The sequence below is a fragment of the Streptomyces alkaliterrae genome, assembly GCF_007097205.2.
GTDB classification, from domain to species: domain Bacteria; phylum Actinomycetota; class Actinomycetes; order Streptomycetales; family Streptomycetaceae; genus Streptomyces; species Streptomyces alkaliterrae.
On sequence record NZ_VJYK02000398.1, the window covers coordinates 1 to 4176 of the forward strand.

The 4176-nt window shown below is 74.8% G+C and carries 4 protein-coding genes; 1 reads left to right on the forward strand and 3 read right to left on the reverse strand.

Annotated features, from left to right (window positions below; all coding sequences use genetic code 11):
- Positions 1 to 1281 (forward strand): alpha-lytic protease prodomain-containing protein (locus tag FNX44_RS24485; protein WP_143651163.1); only part of this gene is annotated, 1281 nt, incomplete at its 5' end.
- A 433-nt stretch (positions 1282 to 1714) separates the two neighbouring features.
- On the opposite strand, the gene FNX44_RS24490 is transcribed toward FNX44_RS24485, so the two are convergent.
- From FNX44_RS24490 to FNX44_RS24500, 3 genes are all read right to left on the reverse strand, one after another.
- Positions 1715 to 2485, reverse strand: a complete 771-nt coding sequence (locus FNX44_RS24490; protein ID WP_143651164.1) for a TIGR03943 family putative permease subunit — start codon at positions 2483 to 2485, stop codon at positions 1715 to 1717.
- Positions 2482 to 3528, reverse strand: coding sequence for a permease (locus tag FNX44_RS24495; protein ID WP_143651166.1), 1047 nt, complete (start codon positions 3526 to 3528; stop codon positions 2482 to 2484). Before FNX44_RS24495 ends, FNX44_RS24490 begins: the two co-directional genes overlap by 4 nt.
- A 219-nt stretch (positions 3529 to 3747) precedes the next feature.
- Positions 3748 to 4176: zinc ribbon domain-containing protein (locus FNX44_RS24500; RefSeq protein ID WP_173019279.1), on the reverse strand; the 429-nt coding region annotated here is incomplete at its 5' end.

Here is a 4176-nt window from a genome sequence, read left to right on the forward strand (position 1 = left end):
GCGCAGTCCGCCACCCCCGCCGCCAACGCCGCCGAAGCACCCCCCGAGATGCTCAAGGCCATGCAGCGCGACCTCGGGCTGACCCGCTCCCAGGCCGAGGACCGGCTGGTCAACGAGGCGAAGGCCGGTGCGGTCGCCGGCGCCCTGCGGGTCGACCTGGCGGCGGACTTCGCCGGCGCCTGGCTGACCGGCGCCGACTCCGCGAACCTGACCGTCGCCACCACCGACGCCTCCGACGTCAAGGCGATCACCAAGGCCGGTGCCCGAGCGAAGGTCGTCGACCACTCACTCGCCGAACTCGACGCCGCCAAGGCCGCGTTGGACCGCGCCGCGAAGAAGCGCGCGGGCGACGCCGCCGACGCGCCGGTCTGGTACGTCGACGTCCACACCAACTCCGTTGTCGTGCAGGCCCTCAAGCCGGCCGCCGCCGAGCGGCTGGTCGCCGCCTCCGGCGCGGACCGGTCGGTCGTACGGGTGGAGCGGACCAGCGAACAGCCGCGCGCTTTCTACGACATCAAGGGCGGCGAGGCGTACTACATGGGCAGCGGCGGACGCTGCTCGGTCGGCTTCTCCGTGCGCCGCGGCACCCAGCAGGGCTTCGCCACCGCCGGCCACTGCGGCCGCGTCGGCACCTCCACCTCCGGCCACAACCGGGTCGCGCAGGGAACCTTCCAGGCGTCCAACTTCCCCGGTCGCGACATGGCCTGGGTCGCCACCAACAGCAACTGGTCCGTGACGCCGTTCGTCCGCGGCCAGGGCGGGCAGAACGTCCGGGTCGCCGGCTCCACCCAGGCCGCCGTCGGCGCGTCCATCTGCCGCTCCGGCTCCACCACCGGCTGGCACTGCGGCACCATCCAGCAGCACAACACCAGCGTGACGTACCCCGAGGGCACCATCACCGGTGTCACCCGCACCTCCGTGTGCGCCGAGCCGGGCGACTCCGGCGGCGCGTACATCTCGGGCAGCCAGGCGCAGGGCGTCACCTCCGGCGGTTCCGGCAACTGCCGCACCGGCGGCACGACCTTCCACCAGCCGATCAACCCGCTGCTCCAGGCGTACGGCCTGACCCTGGTCACCAACGACTCCGGCCCCGGCGACCCGGGCGACCCCGGTGACCCCGGTGACCCGGGTGAGCCCGGCGGCACCTGGTCGGTCGGCACCGTCTACCAGGTCGGCGCGCAGGTCACCTACGGCGGCGCCACCTACCGCTGCCTCCAGGCCCACCAGGCGCAGGTCGGCTGGCAGCCGCCGAACACGCCCGCACTCTGGCAGCGCCTCTGACGGGCACGGTGAGCGGTCGCCGGAGGCGGGCCTGAGCAGCCCGGCTCCGGCGGGCTCCGAGACGGGCGGCGGGCGGATCCGAGGCGGTCTGGGGGAACCGCCCGTCGCCTCCCGCAGCGCACCGCAGCGCACCGCACGGCAAGGCCAGCGCCGCGACACACGACCAGCACGTGACGCAGGACCAGCACGCGGCGCACGACCAGCGTCTGACGCAACACACCAGCACCGCGCGGAGTCCGGCGCCGTGACGGAACAGACGCCTCCCCGCGTCCCGGCACGGCGCCGCGCATCCCGCGAGACCACGGTGGCCTCCGCTTCGGCGGGGGCCGCCGCGTCGTTCCACCGCCACCCGCCACCCGCCACCCGCCGTCCGCCGTCCGCCGTCCGGCTCAGTCCTTGCCGCCGTCCGGCTCAGTCCTTGCCGCCGTCCGGCTCAGTCCTTGCCGCCCTCCGGCGCTACGTCGCGGTACGGGTCGGCGGGGCGCGGAACGGGGACGACCTCGTCGACGTCGAGCGCGACGCCCGCCGACTCCGTTCCGATCTCCCCGACCGGGCGCCACCGCCCGGTGACCGTCACCCAGCTGTCCGTGGGCGGGGCCGGCGCGCCGTGCGCCCGGGCCCGCAGCGTGCGGGAGTCCGCGGCGCAGCACCGTACGAGATGCCTGGTCAGGTCCCAGCCGTCGCCGTCGGCCGCGGGCGTCACAAAGCCGGTGAGCCGGACGGTACGGCCTTCCAGCGCCCGGTCGCCGTCGTACAACGCGCGCACGCTGAACTGGGTCAGCGACATCGGCAGCGGGTCGCCCTTCGGCAGCGGGCCCATGCCCTCCGGCGCGGCCACCGGCGCGTCGCCGCTGCGGGCCGCGCTGTACGCGCCGAGCGGCGGCGGCGGGTAGAACAGCAGCGCCAGCACCGGCAGGAACAGCAGCCACGCCACCCGGGGCCCGCGCGAGTGGTCGTGCCCGTGCCCGTGATGCCCGTCGCCCTTGTCCGCGTCGTTCTCCTCCGGGCTCTCGCGGGAGACCAGCGGGAATCCGTCCCGGCCGGCCGCCCCGAGGCCGAGCAGCAGGAGAAGCACCCCCGACAGGATCAGCAGCGGCCGGAAGCCGGCGGTCACGTAGTTCAGGTACAGCTCGCTGAACAGCGAGATGTGCAGCACGCTCGCGCCCGCGAGCATCAGCAGCAGCGTCTGGACGGTTCGCCTCACAGCAGCCACCACCCGAAGACGACGGCGCTCAGCACCGCCACCACCGCCGTCGCGGTGGAGAAACGCAGGGCGAACGACCGGCCGAACGTTCCGGCCTGGAGCGCCACCAGCTTCACGTCGACCATCGGCCCCACGACCATGAACACCAGCCGCGCCGTCGGCGAGAAGCCGGTGAGCGAGGCCGCCACGAACGCGTCGGCCTCCGAGCACACCGCCAGCACGATCGCCAGCGCCGCGAGGAACAGCACCGACAGCCAGAACGATCCGCCGAGCGTGTCCAGCACCGCACGTGGCACGAGCACGTTGAACGTCGCGGCGGCCATCGCGCCGACCATCAGGAAGCCGCCCGCGTAGAGGAAGTCGTGCTGCACGCTGCGGCGGAACTCCTCCAGGCGACTGGCGCCCGGATGGTGTCCGCGCCCCTCGACCGCCTTGCGGATCCACTCCGACCGGCCCCAGCGCAGCCACAGCCAGCCCATCACCGCGGACGCCGCGAGCGAGGCAAGCAGCCGGGCCAGCACCATCTCCGGGCTCCCGGGGAAGGCGACCGCCGTGGAGACCAGGACAACCGGGTTGACCGCCGGCGAGGACAGCAGGAAGGCAAACGCGGCGGCGGCCGGCACCCCGCGCCGCACCAGGCTCGCGGCGACCGGCACCGAGGCGCACTCGCAGCCGGGCAGCACCACCCCGGCCGCGCTGGCCACCGGCACCGCCAGCGCCGGCCGCCGCGGCAGCACGCGCTGGAACACCCCGGCCGGGACAAGGGTGTTGACGGCGCCGGAGATCAACGTGCCCAGCAGCAGGAACGGAATGGCCTGCACCATGATGGCCACGCAGATCGTCTGCCAGGCGGACACCCCGGGATGCGCCGCCCACGGCACCCCGAGCGCCGTGCCGACCCACACGACGAGCAGCACGCCGAGGGCCACGCCCGCGACCCTCCGGGAGGCGGCGCGCGGCGCCGGTTCGGACGGCTTCCGCTGGAACGAGGCCGGTGGGACGACGTACTTCCCGTCCCGGGTGTCCGTTCTCTTCTCGCTGATGGCACACCAACCCGCGTCGGGGCTCCGGGGTGCGGCCGGCGATCACCGGCCACCGCCGCCGAGGCCAGGGCCCTGGTGAGGGCACCGTCACAAGGGCCCGCCCGCCGGGCCCGATGGCAACCTGCCACATGAACACGGGATCGACAATCATTTTCGCCGAATCGTGACGCGGGTCGCCCGCCCCCGGACGCGGCCACCGGAAGCAGCCGCCTCCGCTGCTCAGCCGGCCCGCGAGCCGCAGCCCGGGCAGAAACCCGCCCCCGCCGGCAGATCCGCCTGGCACGAGCCGCACTGCGCGGGCTGCGCCAACCGGTGGCCGCAGCCGTGGCAGAACGCCCCGCCGCGCGTCTCCGTCGAACAGCTCGGGCAGACCAGCTGACGCGGCGTGTCGACGTCGTACCCGGCCGCGCGCCCCTCGCCGGCCTCCTCCGCACGGCGCGTCGCCTCGCGGTTCAGCCCCCGGTGCCGGGCGGCCTGGACCTCCGTCGCCGTGTCCGGGACACAGCGCAGGCACATGCCCGCCTCCACGTTCCAACACCGCCCGCACACCGCGTCCGTGCAGCGCGCGCAACGGTGGAAGTGCCGCTGCACCTCCGTCAGCGCCCGCTGGAACGCCTCGTCCCGCGCCTGGCCCCAGCCCGCCCCGGC